15 protein-coding genes are annotated in these 16,536 nt (G+C 69.7%); 13 read left to right on the top strand and 2 right to left on the bottom strand.

Annotation, left to right across the window (positions count from 1 at the left end; translation table 11 throughout):
* Window positions 1-133: 133 nt before the first annotated feature.
* Window positions 134-511 carry a DUF1844 domain-containing protein gene (locus tag AB0B82_RS27690; RefSeq protein ID WP_360174635.1) on the bottom strand — a complete coding sequence of 126 codons (378 nt, stop codon included), beginning with the start codon at window positions 509-511 and terminating at the stop codon, window positions 134-136.
* 307 nt (window positions 512-818) lie between these two features.
* Here AB0B82_RS27690 and infC point away from each other — a divergent pair, with 307 nt between their 5' ends.
* From infC to AB0B82_RS27665, 5 genes are all read left to right on the top strand, one after another.
* Window positions 819-1,496 (top strand): translation initiation factor IF-3, encoded by a 678-nt coding sequence (infC, locus tag AB0B82_RS27685; protein ID WP_360174632.1) that lies wholly within the window; start codon window positions 819-821, stop codon window positions 1,494-1,496.
* A gap of 81 nt (window positions 1,497-1,577) precedes the next feature.
* Window positions 1,578-1,772, top strand: coding sequence for a 50S ribosomal protein L35 (rpmI, locus tag AB0B82_RS27680; protein WP_360174629.1), 195 nt, complete (start codon window positions 1,578-1,580; stop codon window positions 1,770-1,772).
* A gap of 78 nt (window positions 1,773-1,850) precedes the next feature.
* A complete protein-coding gene (gene rplT, locus AB0B82_RS27675; protein ID WP_131367113.1) occupies window positions 1,851-2,243 on the top strand; it encodes a 50S ribosomal protein L20 in 393 nt (130 codons plus the stop codon).
* Between the two features lie 29 nt (window positions 2,244-2,272).
* Entirely contained in the window at window positions 2,273-3,076 is an 804-nt protein-coding gene (locus AB0B82_RS27670; protein ID WP_360174625.1) for an RNA methyltransferase, read from the top strand.
* Window positions 3,073-3,981: a CehA/McbA family metallohydrolase gene (locus AB0B82_RS27665; protein ID WP_360174622.1), complete on the top strand. Its 909-nt coding sequence runs from the start codon at window positions 3,073-3,075 to the stop codon at window positions 3,979-3,981. Before AB0B82_RS27670 ends, AB0B82_RS27665 begins: the two co-directional genes overlap by 4 nt.
* Before the next feature lie 141 nt (window positions 3,982-4,122).
* Here the strand turns inward: AB0B82_RS27665 and AB0B82_RS27660 are convergent, their stop codons facing one another.
* On the bottom strand, window positions 4,123-4,827 hold the full coding sequence (locus AB0B82_RS27660) for a TetR/AcrR family transcriptional regulator (protein ID WP_360174619.1): 705 nt from the start codon (window positions 4,825-4,827) through the stop codon (window positions 4,123-4,125).
* A gap of 56 nt (window positions 4,828-4,883) precedes the next feature.
* Here AB0B82_RS27660 and AB0B82_RS27655 point away from each other — a divergent pair, with 56 nt between their 5' ends.
* The 8 genes from AB0B82_RS27655 to AB0B82_RS27620 all read left to right on the top strand — a co-directional run bounded on the left by AB0B82_RS27655 (window position 4,884) and on the right by AB0B82_RS27620 (window position 16,456).
* The gene (locus AB0B82_RS27655) at window positions 4,884-6,398 is read left to right on the top strand and encodes an MFS transporter (protein WP_360174616.1); all 1,515 of its coding nucleotides are present in this window, start codon (window positions 4,884-4,886) and stop codon (window positions 6,396-6,398) included.
* A 12-nt stretch (window positions 6,399-6,410) separates the two neighbouring features.
* The gene (locus AB0B82_RS27650; protein ID WP_360174613.1) at window positions 6,411-7,322 is read left to right on the top strand and encodes a hypothetical protein; all 912 of its coding nucleotides are present in this window, start codon (window positions 6,411-6,413) and stop codon (window positions 7,320-7,322) included.
* Complete coding sequence (locus AB0B82_RS27645) at window positions 7,315-7,659, top strand: hypothetical protein (protein ID WP_360174610.1); 345 nt, start codon at window positions 7,315-7,317, stop codon at window positions 7,657-7,659. Before AB0B82_RS27650 ends, AB0B82_RS27645 begins: the two co-directional genes overlap by 8 nt.
* 180 nt (window positions 7,660-7,839) lie before the next feature.
* Window positions 7,840-8,949 (top strand): phenylalanine--tRNA ligase subunit alpha, encoded by a 1,110-nt coding sequence (gene pheS, locus AB0B82_RS27640; protein WP_360174607.1) that lies wholly within the window; start codon window positions 7,840-7,842, stop codon window positions 8,947-8,949.
* Window positions 8,949-11,522: a phenylalanine--tRNA ligase subunit beta gene (gene pheT / locus AB0B82_RS27635; RefSeq protein ID WP_360174604.1), complete on the top strand. Its 2,574-nt coding sequence runs from the start codon at window positions 8,949-8,951 to the stop codon at window positions 11,520-11,522. Before pheS ends, pheT begins: the two co-directional genes overlap by 1 nt.
* Window positions 11,523-11,542: 20 nt before the next feature.
* Window positions 11,543-13,081 carry a gamma-glutamyltransferase gene (locus tag AB0B82_RS27630; RefSeq protein WP_360174601.1) on the top strand — a complete coding sequence of 513 codons (1,539 nt, stop codon included), beginning with the start codon at window positions 11,543-11,545 and terminating at the stop codon, window positions 13,079-13,081.
* Window positions 13,082-13,175: 94 nt separating this feature from the next.
* Window positions 13,176-14,231 (top strand): glycosyltransferase family 2 protein, encoded by a 1,056-nt coding sequence (locus AB0B82_RS27625; RefSeq protein ID WP_360174598.1) that lies wholly within the window; start codon window positions 13,176-13,178, stop codon window positions 14,229-14,231.
* Window positions 14,228-16,456 (top strand): hypothetical protein, encoded by a 2,229-nt coding sequence (locus AB0B82_RS27620; protein WP_360174595.1) that lies wholly within the window; start codon window positions 14,228-14,230, stop codon window positions 16,454-16,456. Before AB0B82_RS27625 ends, AB0B82_RS27620 begins: the two co-directional genes overlap by 4 nt.
* Window positions 16,457-16,536: the final 80 nt, after the last annotated feature.

The following is a 16,536-nucleotide window of genomic DNA, read 5'->3' as shown; positions in this document are numbered from 1 at the left end:
CTGGTTTACTCCACCTGAGCCGCAGATTCGAGCCATATCGCCGCTCTATCCCCCACCAAGCTCGACCGGGCGTTGATTCTGCAACAGGCTCTACAAAGCGCCAGCGGCGAAAGAACCCGTCGGCCGCGGCGGACTATTTGGATCCGGCCGGGTAGACGGCGCCGGTGTATTTCTCGCCGGGGCCCTGGCCTGGTTCGTCCGGGATGCTGCTTGCCTCGCGGAAGGCGAGTTGGAGGGATCGGAGGCCGTCGCGCAGGGGAGCGGCGTGGTGGTGGCCGAGGGTCGGCGCGGCGGCGTCGAGGAGGCCGGCCAGGGAGTCGATCAGGGAGCGGGCCTCGTCGAGGTCCTTGTGGTCGGGGAGGTCGGCGGCGAGGCCGAGGTTGACGGCGGCGGCGCTCATCAGGTGCAGCGCGGCGGTGGAAATGATCTCCACGGCCGGGACCTCGGCGATGTCACGGGACGCGGTCGAGAGCGGGTCGGGGGCTGGTGAAGTGGCATCTGCGTCGGTCATGCTGCTACTCTTGCATGGCGACCGACTCGGTCTGTCGGTGACCCCTGAGCGGAATACTTCGGGATCGCCGATCGTTCGAGTCCAAGCGGAGGGCCACCTCCCACCCAGTCGATGAAGAGTCGGCGGGTCCCGGTCAACAGTACGGCGTACCGGCTTTCGGGTTGGGACGTCGTACATCTGGGAATTGGGCCTTCGTGTGATCGCACGAGGGCCTTTGTGTTTTCCGAGAGGTTGCGCGGGGGCCGGCGGGTGATCACGAGGTGGCATCCAGTACGAGTTCAACCCAGGAGGACCCATCACCACTGATTTGCGCGTCAACGAGCGCATCCGCGTTCCCGAGGTGCGGCTGGTCGGACCGAACGGTGAGCAGGTAGGCATCGTTCGGATCGAGGACGCACTGCGGCTGGCCCAGGAGGCCGACCTCGACCTGGTCGAGGTCGCGGCGACCGCACGGCCTCCGGTCTGCAAGTTGATGGATTTCGGCAAGTACAAGTACGAGACCGCGCAGAAGGCGCGTGAGTCCCGCCGGAACCAGACCAACACGATCATCAAAGAGATGAAGCTGCGGCCGAAGATCGACCCGCACGACTACGAGACCAAGAAGGGTCACGTGGTGCGGTTCCTGAAGGCCGGGGACAAGGTCAAGATCACCATCATGTTCCGCGGACGTGAGCAGTCCCGGCCGGAGCTCGGCTTCCGGCTGCTGCAGCGGCTGGCCGAAGACGTCAGCGAGCTCGGCTTCGTCGAGTCCTCGCCGCGTCAGGACGGCCGGAACATGATCATGGTGCTCGGACCGCACAAGAAGAAGTCCGAGGCGCGCGTGGACGTGGAAGCCGAGAAGGCGAAGCGGAAGGCCGAGCGGGAGGCCGAGGAGCAGGCCGAGCGCCAGGAGCGCGCCGAGCAGGCCCAGGCCCACGAGGCCGAGCGGGCCGCGGGCGCCACCAAGAAGCCGAAGGGTCCGGCCGACAACCTCGACCCGGAGTGACGTCACGCTCCGGCTCGTCCGGGCCGGAGCTGTCACATCAGGTTCGAGTCAACGAAGAAACAATCAGGAGCTGAATCAGCCATGCCGAAGATGAAGACCCACTCGGGGATGAAGAAGCGGGTCCGGGTCACCGGGACGGGCAAGATCCGTCGCGAGCAGACCGGCGTTCGTCACCTCGCCGAGGCGAAGACATCGAAGCGCAAGCGCCGCCTGTCCGGTACCACCGAGGTCGCCCCGGCCTACGTGAAGAAGGCCAAGAAGCTGCTCGGTATCTGAGCACCCCACCCCCCGAACATCCCCCGCCGAATGGGCTCCGTCCCGGCTCCGGCGCAGAAATACAAGGAGTAACACCTCATGGCACGCGTGAAGCGGGCAGTCAACGCCCACAAGAAGCGCCGGGTCGTACTCGAGCAGGCCAGCGGGTACCGCGGCCAGCGCTCGCGGCTGTACCGCAAGGCCAAGGAGCAGGTCACCCACTCGCTGGTGTACGCCTACCGTGACCGCAAGGCGCGCAAGGGCGACTTCCGGAAGCTGTGGATCCAGCGCATCAACGCCGCGGTCCGCGCCGAGGACCTGACCTACAACCGCTTCATCCAGGGCCTGCGCCTGGCCGAGGTCGAGGTGGACCGCAAGATCCTCGCCGACCTGGCCGTCAACGACCCGGCCGCGTTCTCCGCGCTGGTGCAGGTGGCCAAGGCCGCCCTGCCGGCCGACGTGAACGCGCCGAAGAGCGACGCCGCGGCCTGAGCCGCAGGACGACTGACGTAAGCACTCGAGTGGCGAGTCCCGGTCTGCTGACCGCGCAATCAGCGCGGATCAAACAGGCCCGGCGGCTCGCCACTCGTTCGTTCCGGCGCAAGACCGGCCGGTTCCTGGTCGAGGGCCCGCAGGCCGTCCGGGAAGCACTCGAACATCGCGAGCTGGTCGTCGAGGTGTACGCCGAACCCACCGTCGCCGCCCGGCACCGCGATCTGCACGATCTCGCCGCGGCCGCCGGTGTCCCGTGGCTCGAGGTGGACCGCGCCGCCGTCGAGGCGCTCAGCGAAACCGTCACCTCGCAGGGGGTCGTCGCGGTCTGCTCGCTGGTGACCGTGCCGTTGCCGGTCGCCGCGCTCAACCTCGTCGCGGTCGGGGTCCAGGTCCGCGACCCCGGCAACGCCGGCACCTTGATCCGTACGGCGGACGCGGCCGGTGCCGATGCCGTCGTACTGACGACGGAATCGGTGGACCCGCACAACCCGAAGGCGGTGCGGGCGAGTGTCGGGAGCATCTTTCACCTGCCGATCAGCACCGACGTGGACCTGCCCGACGCCGTCCGGAGCTGGCGGGAGCAGGGCCTGCAGGTGCTGGCCGCGGACGGGTACGGCGCGACCGATCTGGACGCCTGTATCGACGACGGGACGCTCGCGAAGCCGACCGTCTGGCTGTTCGGCAACGAGGCGCACGGCCTGCCGGACGGGATCGACGCCCTTGTCGACCACTCGGTCAAGGTGCCGATCTACGGCCGGGCCGAGTCGCTGAACCTGGCCACCGCCGCGGCCATCTGCCTGTACGCCTCGGCCCGTGAGCAGCGCCGATGATCTTCGATCTGCCGGGACGGTTCTGGCGCGGCAACCTGCACACCCACACCAATCTGTCCGACGGGGCGTTGTCGCCGGCCGAGACCGTCCAGGTGTACCGCGACGCCGGGTACGACTTCGTGGCGATCACCGATCACTTCCGGCCGGAGTACGGGTATCCGATGACGGACACCCGGGACCTGCGCACGGACGACTTCAGCACGCTGATCGGCGCCGAGCTGCACGCCCCGCGGACGGAAGCCGGCCAGCAATGGCACATCATCGCCGTCGGCCTGCCGCTGGACTTCGTCCAGCCGAGCGCAAGCGAAACCGGACCCGAGCTGGCGCGCCGGGCGCGGGCGGCCGGAGCCTTCATCGGTATGGCGCATCCGTCGGCGTCGCTGCTCACGGCGTCGGACGCCGAGAGCCTGGACGCGGCGCACGCGGTCGAGGTTTACAACGCCCTCTCCGACCGCGAGAACCGCGCAGACAGCTGGCACCTGACCGACGTCCTGCTGAACCGCGGCCACCGCCTCACGACGTACGCCGCCGACGACGCCCACCTGCAACCCCAGGACCCGCCGCCCTGCCAGGCGTGGGTGAACGTCCGCGCCGAATCTCTCACCCCGGACGCCCTGCTCGCCGCGCTCAAGGCCGGCCACTTCTACTCGAGCACCGGGCCCGAGCTGTACGACGTACGCATCGAAGCCGATCGGATCACGGTCGAATGTTCACCCGCCACCAAGATCCTCCTCACCGGCGGCCATCCCGGCGCCGAGTGGCAGTACGGCACCGACCTCACCACCGCCACCTTCCCCCTGGACCTCTTCCGCAGCACCCACTTCCGCATCACCGTGGAAGACGCCACCGGCGCCCAAGCTTGGACGAACCCCCTCCGATTGCCTGTGGATAACTCAAGTCATTGAACGGCCGAGGTGTGCAAACCTTTCATCACGCACTGCTGACGAACGGAACTCCCTATGCTCTGGCCTGCGCAACCTGACCACCTTCGCCGGCCGCCGGTCGGCACCAGTTGGTCGCGTGGCCGGGGCGGGCGGGGCTGAAAGCTACTTCTTGACGTGGGTTTCGAGGCCGTCGAGGAGGGCGTCGAGGCCGAAGACGAAGTTGGTGGTGAGGCCTTCGTCGAGGGTGACCGCGGTGCGGCGGCGGACGGATTTCTGCATGCCGGGGTAGTTCTCGGCGACGGTCTCGGCCTGTTTGCGCAGGTCCTCCACCCAGGCGTCTTCGGGGCGGCCGGACTTGCGGGCCATCTCACGCGTCGCCACCTCGGCGCTGACCGTGCCGAGCACGTACGACATCACGCTGCTCATCGCGAGATCCACCTCGTGCTCGGGGAACCCGGCGGCGCCGAACAGGACGAGTCCGCGTTCGCCGAGTGCCATCGCGTTCGGGCCGATGCTCGGGCGGGTGTACATCACCTCGGGCAGCCACGGATGCCGCAGTACGGCGGCTCGCAGGCTGTGCCCGAACAGCAGCGCGCCGGCCCGCCAGCCGGCCAGATCCGGGTCGGGCACGTCGATCTCGCCCCAGACCTCGTCGATCAGCAGGTCGATCAGGTCGTCCTTGGTCGGCACGTGCCAGTACAGGCTGGTCGCCCCGGACCCGAGCTTCGCGGCCAGCTTGCGCATGCTCAGCCCGGCCAGGCCCTCGGTGTCCAGGATCGCCATTGCGGCGGTCGCGATCTGCTCCCGGCTCAGCGTCTCCCGCGCGGACGCCGGCTTGCGGTCCCGGGTCCAGATCCAGTCGTTCACGCGATCCAGCATACAAAGCACTCGCACACCGTTCGAGATCGTCGTACAGTGTTCGAGTGACTAGTACACCGTTCGAGTCCAGTGCGGGACATCCCCGGCGCTGGTGGATCTTGCTGATCCTGTGCCTGAGCCTGATGGTGCTGGTGGTCGACAACACCGTCCTGAACCTCGCGATCCCGTCGCTGATGCGCGACCTGGGCGCGACGCCCGCGGACATCCAGTGGGTGATCGACGCGTACATCCTGGCGTTCGCCGGGCTGCTGCTGACCGCCGGAAGCCTGTCCGACCGCTTCGGCCGCCGAAAGATGCTGCTGCTCGGTTTGGTCGTCTTCGGTGCGGCGTCACTGCTCGCGACACTCGCCGAGACCCCGTGGCAGCTGATCGCGTGCCGCGGCCTGATGGGCGTCGGCGGCTCGCTGCTGATGCCGAGCACGCTGTCGCTGCTGTTCACGGTGTTCCCGCCGGAGGAGCAGCGCAAGGCGATGGCGGGCTGGTCGATGGTGGCGATGGTCGGCGTGGTGGCCGGCCCGACGGTCGGCGGCGTCTTGCTGAACCACTTCTGGTGGGGTTCGATCTTCCTGCTGAACGTGCCGATCGCGATCCTGGCGATCATCGGCACGCTGGCCCTCATCCCGGAGTCGAAAGGCCCTGCCCGCGACGTCGACCCGGCGGGCGCGCTGCTGACCATCGTCGGGATGGCGTCCGTGGTCTGGGCGATCGTCTCGATCCCGGTGCACGGCTGGGGCTCCGCGCGGGTCCTGGGCGGCCTGGCCGTCGGCGTGGTCGCGTTGACCGCGTTCGCACTGTGGGAGAAGCGCAGTGCGCATCCCATGGTGCCGTTGGCGCTGTTCCGCGACCGGCGGTTCAGTGGGACGAGTCTGTCGATCGTGCTGCTCTCGTTCACTGCAGGCGGGTTGCTGCTGGCGCTGACGCAGTACCTGCAGTTCGCGCTCGGCTACACACCGCTGAAGGCGGGGCTGGCGCTGATTCCGTACGCCGCGTCCGCCGCGCTGTTCAACGGTCTCGGTGCGACCCTGGGGAAGAAGGTTCCGGACCGGACGCTGATCTCGCTCGGTCTGCTGATCATCGCGGGCAGCTTCGGCATCCTCACCCAGGTGTCCGACACGACCGGGTACGGCCTGCTGATCGTCGGCCTGCTGGTGATGGGGGTCGGCGGTGGCCTGGCGGGTCCGGCGGCGTACACGCTGCTGATGCAGGCCGTGCCGCCGGAGCACCGCGGTGTCGGTTCGGCGATGAACGACACCGTGCAGCAGACCGGTGCGGCGCTGTCGGTCGCGGTCCTGGGTAGCGTGCTCGCCGCGGCGTACTCCTCGGCGCTGCCGGATTCCGTACCGGAGGGGGCGCGCAAGTCGATCGCCGACACGCTCGCCCTCGGCCCCGACTTCCTGGCGGCCGCCAAGCACGCGTTCGTCGACGCCATGTCCATCGCGATGACCGTCGGCGCCATCGGTGCCGTGGCCGGTGCGGTGGTCGCCCTGGCCGTCCTCCCGAGGGGCGAGAAGAAGACGCAGGACGCCGTACCGCAACCGGTTGACGACCCAGTGCACTGACAGCATTCGGGTATGACGCGACGGTGGCTGATCGACCTTCCGACCCGGATCCACCTTTGGTCCGCGGAGCTCCTGATCCGCCACCGTCCGTCCGCCGATCCCGACCGTCTCCGCAACCTCGACGTACTCCGCGAGTACCGGAGGAGTCGTGCTTTCCCGCGCAACGACACCGCGCTGCGGAGTACGCCGTACTTCGTCGACCGCGCCGGCCGCCACTGCGCCGTCGCCCACCTGATGCGGGCGTCGGGCGAGGACGACGCCGTCCGCCGGATCGCCGCAACCGCCAACCTGGCGCGCATCGGCGACATGAACCCGGCCGACCTCGCGTGGGCCCGTCGATCCGGGCTGACCACGCGGGAACTCGCCCGGATTCAGCCGCAGTACACCAGTACCGCACAGGCCGCCGTCAACCTCCTGCTGTGGACCGCCCTGGTCATGGTTCCGTTCGCGATTCTGTCCGTCCTGCTCGGGCGGATCCGGCGTGAGCGCGCCGCGTTGCGAGCCGGACTGATCGTCGCGACGGTGACGGGGTGCACAGCGCTCTCGTTCCTGGCCCACCTGCTGCTCCTGGGCAGCCTCACCCGAGGCGACTACCTCACGTTGGTGTGGCTGGCGTGGATCGTCGTGATCGCCGGCCCGGTGCTGGCCGGGGTGGGCCTCTTCCGCTTGGTCCGTTTCGGGAGGTTGCGAACAGAGGACGTCGCATCGGTCGTCGGCTTCACCGCCGGGTCGCTGATGACGCTCCTCGCGGGGATCTACGTGCTGGCCGGCGTCGTCCACACGCGCACCTACGAGCCACCGCCCGATCCGATGATGGACGCCGGGACGACGTTCTTTCTGCCGGTCGGTGTCGGCACGCTCCTGATTGGCCTCTGCACCCTCGCCTGGACGGTGTACTCGACTCGGCGGACGGTCCATGCCTGAGTACCAGTGGCTGGCGAACCTGGTGCTGACGGGTGTCTTCGTACTCCCGCCGGTGGCGCTCGGGGCCATGCTGATCGGACGGTCGCGGGGGAAGCGCAAGGTCCTGCGGGCGGCGCGTGGGCTCGCGGTGGTGACCGTCGTACTGGCCGCCGCGTACGACATCGCCGGAGCGGTGTGTCTGCTGCTCGCCGAGCCGCGGGCGGACCATCCGCCCTGGGAGGATCCGTCGGCGGTGGTGGTGTACCCGGAGTTCTTCCTCCCGATCGGGCTCGGCGCCTTCGTCGCCGGCCTCGGCGTCCTCATCGGCGTCACCCGAGCCACCCACAAGCTCGGCTGAACCGGATGCGAGAACATGCTCCTAGGAGGGTTTTCTCTCGTATGAGTCCAGTTTTCCTCCGAGGAGGATTTTTCGCCCTCGGGGAAGGTGGTTGTCGCGGGTTGTGGACAGCCGATTCACGGTCTTGGGGTCGGGGTTCCTAGACTGCAATCCGCAGAAGTTCCGAATCGAGAGCGAGCCATGTCCGGTCCCAACACTGATTACGACCCGGTCGAAGTGACGCCGCTGCATGCCGACGAGGTGGAGCGGACCCGCGACGAGGCGCTGGCGGCGTTTACCAAGGCGGCCGATCTGGCCGCCCTGCAGGAGGCCAAGGTCGCCCATCTCGGGGACAAGTCGCCGATCGTGCTCGCCAACCGCGAGATCGGCGCGCTGCCGCCGCAGGCCCGTAAGGAAGCCGGGCAGCGGATCGGCGCCGCGCGGAAGGCGATCAACGAGGCGTTCGCGGCGCGGCTCGCGGTGCTCGAGGCCGAGCACGAGGAGCGGATGCTGGCCACCGAGCGGGTCGACGTGACGCTGCCGTGGCACATCCCGCAGCTCGGCGCGCGGCACCCGCTGTCGCTGATCTCCGAGCAGGTCGCGGACGTGTTCACCGCGCTCGGCTGGGATGTCGCCGAAGGCCCCGAGGTCGAGGCCGAGTGGCTGAACTTCGACGCGCTGAACTTCCAGCCCGACCACCCGGCGCGGCAGATGCAGGACACCTTCTTCGTCGAGCCGGCCGGGTCCGGCAAGGTGCTGCGGACGCACACCTCGCCGGTGCAGGCGCGGTCGATGCTGACCCGCAAGCCGCCGATCTACGTGATCTGCCCGGGCCGCGTGTTCCGTACCGACGAGCTGGACGCGACCCACACGCCGGTCTTCTACCAGGTCGAGGGCCTGGTGGTGGACGAGGGCATCACCCTCGCGCACCTGAAGGGCACGCTCGACCACTTCGTCGTGTCGATGTTCGGCGAGGGCCTCGAGGCGCGGCTGCGGCCGAACTTCTTCCCGTTCACCGAGCCGTCCGCCGAGGTCGACCTGAAGTGCTTCGTCTGCCGCGGCGCCTCGGTCGGCAACCCGGACCGCCCGTGCCGGACCTGCAACAGCGAGGGCTGGATCGAGTGGGGCGGCTGCGGCGTGGTGAACCCGCGCGTCCTGCAGGCCTGCGGCATCGACACCGACCGGTACTCCGGTTTCGCGTTCGGGATGGGCCTGGAGCGGACGCTGATGTTCCGCAACGGCGTCGAGGACATGCGGGACATGGTCGAGGGTGATGTGCGGTTCAGCCGCCAGTTCGGGATGGAGATCTGATGCGGGTCCCACTGTCATGGCTTCGTGAGTACGTCGACCTGCCCGACGGCGTCACCGGCCGCGAGGTCGCGGAGCAGCTGATCCGGGCCGGCCTCGAGGTGGAGACCGTCGACGAGTCGGACCTGCAGGGCCCGCTGGTCGTCGGCAAGGTGCTCACGTACGAGAACGAACCGCAGAAGAACGGCAAGACCATCCGCTGGTGCTCGCTGGACATCGGCAAGGACGAGCCGCAGTGGGTGGTCTGCGGTGCGCACAACTTCGAGGTCGGCGACCTCGTCGTGGTCGTGCTGCCCGGCGCGGTGCTGCCCGGCGGGTTCGCGATCTCGGCGCGCAAGACCTACGGCCACGTGTCCAACGGCATGATCTGCTCCAGCCAGGAGCTCGGCCTGGGCGACGACGGTACGCACGGCATCGTCGTACTGCAGCCGGGCGAGGCGGCGCCGGGTGACGACGCGATCGAGTTGCTGGCGCTGCGCGACGACGTCCTGGACATCGCCGTGACGCCGGACCGTGGCTACTGCCTGTCGATCCGTGGTGTCGCGCGTGAGGCCGCGACGGCGTACGGCGTCCCGCTGAAGGACCCGGCGGCGCTGACGCTGACCGGGTCGGGCACGGGTGGGTACCCGGTGCGCGTCGACGACGCCGAGGCGTGCAGCGTGTTCGTGACGCGGACCGTGACCGGTATCGACGCCACGGCGCTGTCGCCGCGCTGGATGCAGAAGCGGCTGCTCGGCGCGGGCATGCGGCCGATCTCGATCGGTGTCGACGTGACGAACTACGTGATGCTCGAGCTCGGGCAGCCGATCCACGGGTACGACAAGGCCCGGCTGACCGGCGACATCGTGGTCCGGCGGGCGAACGCGGGCGAGAAGCTGATGACGCTCGACGACCAGACCCGCGAGCTGGACGCCGAGGACCTGCTGATCACCGACGACTCCGGCCCGATCGGCATCGCCGGCGTGATGGGCGGTGCGTCGACCGAGATCTCCGCGGCGACCACCGACGTGGTGATCGAGGCCGCGCATTTCGACCCGGTCGTGATCGCGCGCGCGTCCCGGCGGCACAAGCTGTCGTCGGAGGCGTCGCGGCGGTTCGAGCGTGAGGTCGACCCGAACCTGCCGCGGTACGCCGCGCAGCGGGTCGCCGACCTGCTCGCGGAGTACGCAGGCGGCACGATCCTGACCGAGGAAACCGTCGTCGACACGCACGCCCAGCCGGTGCCCGTCACCCTGCGCGCCGATCACGCAGCCCGCGTCGCGGGTGCCCCGATCACGCTCGAGGAGACCGTGCGGCACCTGCGCTCGGTCGGCTGCGAGATCGAGGCCGCTGCGGCGGACGCGGTGGCCGCACCGCTGGCCGCCGGTGCGCACGCGCCCGCGCTGGTCGCGGCGGGCACGACGACGCTCGGATCCACCGACGTCGCCGGGGACGACCTGATCACGGTGACGCCGCCGTCGTGGCGCCCGGATCTGCGTGACCCGAACGACTTCGCCGAAGAGGTCATCCGCCTGTTCGGGTACGACAACGTGCCGTCGGTGCTGCCGTCGGCGCCGGGCGGGCCGGGCCTCACGGTGTCGCAGAAGCGCCGCCGCCGGGTCGCCACCGCGCTCGTCGGCGCGGGCCTGACCGAGGTCGTCTCGTACCCGTTCACGGGTGCCGCCGACTTCGACGCGATGGGCATCCCCGCCGACGACCCGCGCCGTACGACGGTGCAGCTGGTCAACCCGCTGTCCGACGAGGAGCCGTCGATGCAGACGACGCTGCTCTCGACCCTGCTCCGGACCGCCGAGCGCAACGTCGGCCGCGGCGCGAGCGACCTGGCGATCTTCCAGACCGGCCTGGTGTTCCAGCCGAAGGCGGAGACGAAGCCCGCGCCGCTGCCGTCGGTCGCGCAGCGGCCGAGCGACGCCGAGGTCCAGTCGCTGTACGACGCACTGCCCGATCAGCCGCTGCACGTCGGGGTCGTGCTGACCGGCGCGCTGACGCCGACCGGCTGGTGGGGCAAGGGCCGTCCCGCCGGATGGGCCGATGCGGTGCAGATCGCGCGGTTCATCGCGGCGGCGGTCGCTGTCGAGCCGGTGGTCAAGAACACGGAGCTCGCGCCGTGGCATCCCGGCCGGTGCGCGGAGTTCTCCGTCGACGGCAAGGTCGTCGGGCACGCCGGTGAGCTGCACCCGAAGGTCTGCCAGGCGTTCGGGCTGCCGGCCCGGTCGAGTGCCGTGGAGCTGGATCTCGACGCGCTGATCGCGGCGGCGCCGGAGTCGATCACGGCGCAGCCCTTCTCGTCGTACCCGGTGGCCAAGGAGGACGTCGCGCTGATCGTCCCGGCCGAGGTCGCGGCGGCCGACGTCCAGGCGGCGCTGGTCGAAGGCGCGGGCGAGCTGCTGGAGTCGGTGCGGCTGTTCGACGTCTACACCGGCGAGCAGATCGGCGAGGGCAGGAAGTCGCTCGCGTTCGCGCTGCGGTTCCGGGCGCCGGACCGGACGCTCAAGGAGAACGAGGTCGCCGAGGTTCGGCAGGCCGCGGTGCAGGTCGCGGTCGACCGCTTCGGCGCCGTCCAGCGGGTCGGCTGATCGTCAGAGGGGGATGAGTCGTGAGGGGGCACCCGCGGGTCGCGGTCGCGGCGCCGAATGCGGCCGCCGCAGACGCCGGCGTGCGGGTGGCCGCCGAGGGCGGTAGCGCGGTCGACGCGGCGATCGCGGCCACGCTGGTGACGATGGTCAACGAGGTCGGCATCGTGTCGCCGGCCTCGGGCGGCTTTGTGACGCTGCAGGTCGCGGGCGGCGAGGCGGTCACGATCGACGGCTGGGTGGAGATGCCCGGTCGTGGGCTGTCGGCCGACCGGTTCGGGCGTGGCGTCTGGGACGTCACCACCGACTACGGCGGCGGTACGACGACCACCGTCGGCCACGGCTCCGTCGCCACGCCGGGTGGGATGAAGGCGCTCGACCTGGCGCACCGGCGAGCCGGCAAGGCTCCGTGGCGCGAGGTCGTGCAGCCCGCTGTCGACGTCGCGCGGAACGGTTTTCCGCTGAGCCGGACGTCGGGCTACTACCTCGGGTACGTCCACGACATCATCTTCGGCTGGCACCCACCGAGCCATACCGTCGTCCACGAGCCCGGCGGCGACGTGATCAAGGCCGGCACCACCGTGGTGATCCCCGAGCTCGCCGACGCGCTCGAGCTGATCGCCCGCGACGGCGCCGAGACGATGTACACCGGGGAGCTCGCCCAGCTGCTGATCCGCGACATGGCCGCCAACGAGGGCATCCTCACCGCCGAGGACCTGGCGGCGTACGAGGCGGTTGTCCGTCCGTCCCTGGTCGTCGAGCACAGCGGCTGGCGGTTCGCGACCAACCCGCCGCCCGCGGTCGGGGGAGTGGCCGTCGCCGCGATGCTCGCGCTGCTCCAGGGCGTGCCGTCCGACGGCGGCTGGAGCCAGAGCGAGCTGGAGCGGCTGGTCGCGGTCCAGCACGCCGTCTTCGGCCGCCGGCTCGCGGAGCTCGACCAGGAGGACGTGCGCAAGCTGGAGGGGCAGAAGCTGCTCGATCTGGCGGCGTCCGGTGATCTCCGTGCGTTGACCTCGCCGAGTACCGCGACGGTTTCGGTGGTCGACGACCAGGGCGACGCCTGCGCGATCACGGTCTCGTCGGGGTACGGCTCCGGCGTCCTCACTCCTGGCACCGGCATCTGGCTCAACAACGCGCTCGGCGAGCAGGAGCTGCTGCACGGCGGCCCGCACAGCCTCGCGCCCGGCACCCGGCTCACCTCGAACATGGCGCCGAGCGTCGCGCGCCGCAGTCGCGACGGCGCCGTCCTGGCGATCAGCTCGCCGGGATCGGACCGGATCCCGACCGCGATCGCCCAGGTGTACGCGTTGTACGCGCACGGCGGGCTACCGCTGCGCGAGGCCGTCGAACACCCGCGCCTGCACGTCCGCGTCCGCGAGAACGTCGTCGTCGACTACGAGGACGACCTGCCGGTGTCCGGGTCGACCGCGTTGCCGACCCGGCCGATGCCGCCGCACTCGATGTACTTCGGCGGTGTCGCGGCCGCGTTCTGGGATCCGGCCGACGGCCTGCTCGCAGTCGGCGATCCCCGCCGCACCGGAGCGGTCGCGATCTCGCATTGAGCGGCCTGCCGAGCGAACCAAGCAGTCGCTGGAGCAGTCCAACAAGAGTGATCCAGAGCGGTAAAGTCGGGCGACCGAGACAGGAAGGCAGTCGATGCGGGACACCACCCCCGAACTCTCCGTCGTCGTACCGATGTACGACGAGGAAGAGGTGCTGCCGATCTTCTTCGACCGGATGCATCCGCTGCTGGACGGTCTCGGCATCAGCTACGAGCTGCTGGTCGTCGACGACGGCAGCCGGGACCGGACCGCGACGCTACTGCTGGACGCCGCGGCGGACTGGCCGCAGCTGCGGGTTGTCCGGCTGCTCCGCAACAGCGGTCACCAGGCGGCGCAGTCGGCCGGCTTCCGGCGTGCCCGCGGCCGGTATGTGGTGACGATCGACGCCGACCTGCAGGATCCCCCCGAGGTGATCGGCGACTTCCTGCGGGCGGTCCGCGAGCAGGACGTCGATGTCGTGTACGGCGTCCGCTCGGACCGGTCGAGCGACTCGTGGGCGAAACGCACGTCGGCCCGGCTGTACTACCGGTTGATGTCGCGTCTGGTCGGCAAGGACATCCCGTTCGATGCCGCGGACTTCCGGCTGGTGACGCGGCGCGTGGTGGACGCGGTGAACGCGCTGCCCGACGACGGCCGGGTGTTCCGGCTGGTGATCCCGTGGCTCGGGTTCCCGAGCACGCAGGTGCGGTACGTCCGGGCGGAGCGGGCCGCGGGCTCCACGAAGTACAGCCTGACCAAGATGGTCCGGCTCGCGTTCGACAGCGTGACCGCGTTCTCGGCGGCGCCGCTGCGACTGGCGACCTGGCTGGGGTTGCTGGGTGGCGCGATGTCCGCGCTGTTCGTGATCGGTGCGCTGGTGATCAAGCTGACCGGCCGGAGCATCCCCGGCTGGACGTCGACCGTGCTCGCGGTCAGCGTGATCGGCGCGATCCAGTTGCTGTGTCTGGGGTTGCTGGGGGAGTACGTGGCCAGGTTGTTCCAGTCGAGTCAGCGCAGGCCGCAGTTCCTGGTCGGCTACGACAGCCTCGAGGATCACGGACACGACAGCCCGCCCTCCAACAGCACAGCTTCCAGCAACACGCATCCCAACGGCACTCCGTCCGGTAGCACGCCCTCCGAGAGTGCGTCTCTGAAGCCTTCTGACCGATGAGGCGGATGCTCCCGTGGCTGCTGCCGGTCCTGGTGGCGGTCGGCGGGTTCGCGGCACTCGGCGATGTCAGCATCGGCCCGCTGGTGAAGTACGCCGTGTACTTCGCCGCAGCGATCGCGCTGCCCGGGACCCTGCTGCTGCGCGCCGTCTGGCGCAGCACCGGCACCTGGGTGGAGGACCTCGGCCTCGGTTCGGTCATCGGCGCGACGTGGCAGTTGCTCGGCTGGGCGATCTTCACCGCGCTCGGCCGGCAGGACTGGCTGATCGTCTGGCCGGCACTCATCCTGGCCGCTTTCGCGGTCAAAGGGCGGCAGTACTTCCGGATCGCCGAGCCCACCCCGTTGCCGATGGCGTGGACGGTCGGGCTGGCAGTGTCCGCGGCCGTGATGGTCGGTGCCGCCACGTTCGGCGTGATGGCGTACCACCCGATGCCGCCGAACGGCGAGGCGTACTACCCGGACCTCCTGTACCACCTGTCGATGGTGCACGAGCTGATGCGATCCGTACCGCCGGAGACTCCGCAGCTCGTCGGTGAGCGCCTCGAGTACCACTGGTTCGCGAACGCCGACATGGCTGCGGCGGCCGACATCACGCGGCTCACGCCGATCGTCGTGCTGTACCGGCTCTGGGTGCTGCCGTGGCTGATCGTCGCCCTGGTGGTCTGCGCCGCGCTCGCGCGCTACGTCAGCCGTACCTGGTGGACCGGCGTCCTCGCGGCGCTCGCCCTGGCGGCCGCCCAGCTGTACCTGCTCCTCGACACGAGTGTGAACCTCGGGTCGCCTGTCAGCCTGTTGAGCCCCTCGCAGACGTTCGGGATCGTCGTCTCGGTCACTCTCGCGGTCCTGCTCATCGAACTGCTGTTCAAGAACGGCAGCCATCGGCTGTGGTTGCTCATCGTGCCGCTGGCCGTGGTGGGCGGCGGCTCGAAGCCGACAGTGCTTCCGCTGCTGGTAGCGGCAGTTGGCCTCGCTGCGCTGTACCAACTGGTGACAACTCGACGGCTTCCGTGGCGTTTGATCGGTACGGCGGCCGTACTGGTCGCTGTCGGCGCGCTGACCTTCCGCACCGTTGCCGGCAGCACCAGTGGGTCTCAGGTGCAGTTCCTCGCCGTACTGAAGTCGTTGCCGGTCTACACGGCGGCGACAGGTGACACGACGCAGCCGGGTGCGGGCGGACTGGTCGTGCCGGCGCTGGCACATGGCGCGGTCGCCGGAACACTCAGCCTGCTGCTGGGACTGCTGCTGACCATGCAGGCGATGTCCTGGGCCGGCTTCGGTGTCGCCGGCCGCAAGGACCCGGCGGCGTGGTTCCTGCTCGGCGCGATGATCGCGGGGTGGGCGGGCTACCTGTTGATCGACCACCCGTCGGTCAGCGAGTCGTACTTCATCTACACCGCCGCACCGTTCAGCCTGGCCGGAGCCGGCTGGTTCGCGGCCACCAGTGCGCGTGCGTCGCGTCGTCCGGTGCCGATCGCCGTCGCCGCCTTCGTCTTGTCGATCGGGTACGGCGGTCTGCTCGTCTGGGTCCGCGGTGTGCCCGCGGACTCGCCCGGTGCGAAGCTCTGGCTGAGCACCCGGGTGCTGCTGGTCGTGCTCGGGATCACGCTGTTCCTGGTGCTCGTCTGGCGACTGGCGTTGCGGCAGGCAGGTGCCGGCATGTTCGTCGTTCTGGTGTTGCTGGCGACAGCGCCGATCAGTGCGTTCCTTCAGGGCGTGGTACGCGGCGACACCGAGCGGTCACCGACGTACCGCGCGGCCCGCTGGTGGGTGTACCCGGACGAGACCCGCGCCGCGTTGTGGCTCACCCGGCACTCCGATCCGAACGATGTGGTCGTGACGAACACCTGGTGCCGCCCGGCGGGCAAGTCCGCGCCTGGCTGCGATGCGCGCGGCTACCTCATCAGTGGCATCGCCGGCCGCCGTACGTTGATCGAGGGCTGGGCGTACACGAACCAGGCGATGGCCAGACAGGGCGTCGACGGCCGCCGTTACACCGAGCAACCGTCCCCGTGGCCCGATCGCGTCGCGTTGGCCAACCAGGCCCTCACCGCGCCGACCCCCGAGGTTCTCACCCGGTTGCGCGACGAGTACCACGTCCGCTGGCTGTTCGCCGACACGCGCAACGGGCCCATCTCGCCCGCCCTCGACCACCTGGCCACCCGCAGCCTCACCACCGGCAAAGTCAAAGTTTATGAACTGCCCAGTGAGCCCCAGTTGGCCCGGTGAGCGTCAGGCGACCGGCTGGGGGCTTGCGGGAGGAACTGATCCACGGCCAACAAAGGAGGGTTTCTGGCGGATAGCGGGTG

The organism is Kribbella sp. NPDC048915 (genome assembly GCF_040649595.1).
GTDB lineage: Bacteria > Actinomycetota > Actinomycetes > Propionibacteriales > Kribbellaceae > Kribbella.
This window is presented reverse-complemented; position numbering and strand designations above follow the sequence as displayed.